Raw genomic sequence first — 2255 nt, 5'->3', positions numbered from 1 at the left:
GACACCCAAATCAAAATCCGCGGCTTCCGCATCGAACCCACCGAAATCGAAACCACCCTCACCACCCACCCCCACATCACCCAAGCCACCCTCACGCACACGACGCACCTCAACGCCTACGTCACCACCGCCCCCGGCATCGAGCTGAGCCCGGCGGCCGTCAAGGCCTGGCTGCGGGAGCGGCTGCCCGAGCACATGGTCCCGTCCCACTTCGCGGTCCTCGACCGGCTGCCGCTCACCCCCAACGGGAAGATCGACAAGCGCGCCCTGCCCACGATCGAGGCACCGCTCAGCACCGGCGGCCGCGAGCCGCGCACCGAGCTGGAGGAGCTCGTGCGGACCCTGGTGAGCGAGGTCCTGGAGAGCCCCGCGCCGCTCTCCATCGACGACGGCTTCTTCGACCACGGCGGCCACTCCCTGCTCGCCGCCCGCCTCGCCAACCGGATCGCCACCACCCTCGGCGTCGCCCTCACGATCCGCGACGTCTTCCAGCACCCCACCCCGGTGGCCCTGGCCCGGCACATCGCCACGGTCGGCGGCCGCCCGCCGCTCGCGCCGCTCACCGCCGCCGATCCGCGGCCCGACCGGCTGCCGCCGTCCTTCGCCCAGCAGCGCCTGTGGCTGGTGTCGGACCTCGGCGGGCGGGGGACCTCGTACAACGTGCCGATGGCCGTGCGGCTCGACGGCGACCTCGACGTGGCGGCGCTGCGCTCGGCCTTCGCCGACCTGGTGGCGCGCCACGAGCCGCTGCGCACCCGCTTCACGACGGAGGACGGGGACCCGTACCAGGTCGTCGATCCGCCCGCGCCGACGCAGCCCGTGTTCGAGGTGCGCTCCGTGGACCCCGGGGCGGTCGACGCCGAGCTGATCGCGGCCGCGGGGCACTGCTTCGACCTGGGCGCCGAACACCCGCTGCGGGTCACCCTCTTCGAGACCGGCGAGCAGGAGTACGTGCTGCTGATCCTGCTGCACCACATCGCCACGGACGGCCAGTCGCTGGGCCCGCTCTTCGCGGACCTGTCGCTCGCCTACGCCGCCCGGCGCGCCGGGCGGTCCCCCCAGTGGCCCGCACTCGCGGTCCAGTACGCCGACTACGCGCTGTGGCAGCGCGCGGCGCTGGGCGAGGTGCTCGGCGGGCAGCTCGACTACTGGCGCACGGCGCTCGCCGGGCTGCCGGAGGAGCTGGGGTTGGTGCACGACCGGCCGCGGCCCGCGGTCACCGGGGGTCGGGGCGGGGTGGTCCGGCTGGACTTCGGTGGTGACCTGCACAAACGAGTGGTGGAGCTGGCCCGCGCCGAGCGGTGCACGCCCTTCATGGTGCTGCACGCGGCGCTGGCCACGACCCTCACCCGGCTGGGCGCGGGCACGGACATCCCCCTGGGATCACCGGTCGCGGGGCGCTCCGACGAGGCGCTCGACCCGCTCGTGGGCTTCTTCGTCAACACGCTGGTGCTCCGGACGGACACCTCCGGCGACCCGTCCTTCCGGGAGTTGCTGGGCCGGATCCGCAGCACCGACCTGGACGCCTTCGCCCATCAGGAGGCCCCCTTCGACCTGGTCCTCGAAGCCGTGAACCCGGTGCGCTCGCTGTCCCGGCACCCGCTGTTCCAGGTCTGCCTGGCCCTGGAGAGCGGTCCGGCCGCCGGACCCGAGCTGGTCGGGGTCCGGGCGGCCGGCGCCGAGGCGCTGGCGACCGGCGCGGTCAAGTTCGACCTGGAATTCCTGCTGCGGGCCGAGGACGCCACGGGGCTGACCGGCGCGGTCCTCTTCAGCTCCGACCTGTACGAGCAGGAAACGGTCGAGCGGATGGTCGCGATGCTGCGGCGCACCCTGGAACAGGTGGTGGAGGAGCCGGAAGTCGCCCTGTCCGAGGTGGAGTTGTTGGGGGCGGTCGAGCGTCGGCAGGTCCTGGAGGAGTGGACGGGCGCACGCACCGACATCGGGGAGGCCACCCTCGCCGAACGCTTCGAGGAACAGGCCCGCCTGCGCCCCGAGCACACCGCGATCATCAGCGGCGCCGAAGAGGTCACCTACGCCGAACTCAACAGTCGCGCCAACCGACTCGCCCACCACCTCACCATCCGAGGCCTGACCCGCGGACACCTCGCCGGCATCCTCCTGGAGCGAGGCACGGACTTCGCCGTCGCCCTCCTCGCCGTCATCAAGACCGGCGCCGGCTACGCCCTCCTCGACCCCGACTTCCCCGACGAACGCCTCACCACCACCGCCCACGACGCCACCCTGCACACCCTCGT

Annotated in this window: 1 protein-coding gene; it reads left to right on the top strand. The window is 73.0% G+C overall.

The genetic code is table 11. The features are described 5' to 3' along the window. The coding region (locus ACIBEA_RS44430; protein ID WP_399270253.1) for a condensation domain-containing protein at nucleotides 1-2255 on the top strand (2255 nt) is incomplete at both ends.

The sequence above is a fragment of the Streptomyces sp. NPDC051555 genome, from assembly GCF_044454405.1.
In the GTDB taxonomy this organism is placed as follows: domain Bacteria; phylum Actinomycetota; class Actinomycetes; order Streptomycetales; family Streptomycetaceae; genus Streptomyces.
The sequence above is the reverse complement of the archived record's forward strand: the minus strand, read 5'-3'. Positions and strand labels throughout refer to the sequence as shown.